The 1,401-nt window shown below is 50.6% G+C and carries 1 protein-coding gene; it reads left to right on the forward strand.

Annotation, left to right across the window (positions count from 1 at the left end; all coding sequences use genetic code 11):
* Positions 1-83: 83 nt before the first annotated feature.
* Complete coding sequence (locus BM029_RS25475) at positions 84-1,217, forward strand: IS4 family transposase (RefSeq protein WP_092440836.1); 1,134 nt, start codon at positions 84-86, stop codon at positions 1,215-1,217.
* The last annotated feature ends 184 nt before the right edge of the window (positions 1,218-1,401 follow it).

The following is a 1,401-nucleotide window of genomic DNA, read 5'->3' on the forward strand; positions in this document are numbered from 1 at the left end:
GCCGGGGGTAGCCCCATACGCGCTAACCAAATTTCCGGTCACGGGTTAACATTGCGAAATTAAAATGAATCTCGCAAAAGATAATGGTCGCCGAAGAGTACAAAAACGTTAGTGAAGACTGGTCGAAAATAGTGAAATTACTGCCTGATGGGTGGAAAGATCAGGCGCGAACGTTGGGCGCGTTAAAATTTGGTCGCCAATTTTCTGGGCCGGATAATTTATTGCGCGTATTGCTGATGTATTTCAGTGACGGTTGCTCAATGCGAGAAACGGTGGCGCGTGCACGCGCAGGCAATTTGGCCGATTTATCTGATGTTGCGCTGCTTAAGCGAGTCAATAAATCGGGAGAATGGCTGCGTTGGATGAGCGAGCGATTGATTCAAGAAGCACCGGTGCCGGTGATGAAATGCTCTGCGCTGGACGGTAGGCGAATATTGGCAGTCGATGGCAGCGTGATACGCGAACCCGGCGCTATCACATCGAGCTGGCGCTTGCATTATGCAATGGATATCGGTACGTTAGCCTGCCAGGAAATTCAGATTACGCGTGGCAAAGTGGGCGAATCATTGACCCGGTTTGGCGTGCAAAAAGGCGATGTCATTGTGGCCGATCGTGGTTTTGCCAATCGGCGCGGCATCACTCATGTCCTTGATCAGGGCGGCGACGTCCTGGTGCGGATGAATCTGACGAGTCTGCCATTGCAAGATGATGAGGGTAATCCGTTTGTCCAGTTGGCGCATTTGCCGTCTTTGCAAATGGGACAAACCGGGGAATGGCCAGCGACGATACAAGGCACGAAAGGCCGCGTAGCTGTGCGGGTGTGCGCGTATCGCAAGAGTGAGGAACAACGGATTGAGAGCGAGCGTAAGTACCGTCAATACATCAATAAAAAACAGCAGAAATTTCATGCAGAAACACTGGAAGCAACGGGCTATGTGGTGGTAGTCACAAGCTTGGACAGTCTGGATGCAGAAGCGATACTGGCGTTATATCGGCATCGTTGGCAAATCGAATTGGCATTCAAAAGGATGAAGTCATTACTGGGGCTGGGGCACTTGAAAAAGAAGGATGCCGAGGGCGCCAAAGCGTGGTTGCAGGGCAAATTATTTGTTTCTTGTTTGATCGAGCGTTTGATTGCATTAGGCGATCATTTTTCCCCTCTCGCACCTACGTTGCACGAAGAGCAAAGTTATGAAACGTCGCTGTTGCTGGCGTGAAATGGCGTTTGTGCATTGGTTACTCAGCGCAGCTGTTAACCCGCGTTTGTCGTTGTTTGGTTGCCTTGAGCGATGGACGGAAATACGCAATTTACTGCGAGAACCTTCGCGAAAGAAACGTCTTTATCAGCAGGATCAATTAAGAGGGGGAAAGTTTGGTTAGCGCGTATGGGGGTAGCCCGGC

The sequence above is a fragment of the Collimonas sp. OK607 genome (genome assembly GCF_900111995.1).
Taxonomy (GTDB): Bacteria; Pseudomonadota; Gammaproteobacteria; order Burkholderiales; family Burkholderiaceae_D; genus Collimonas.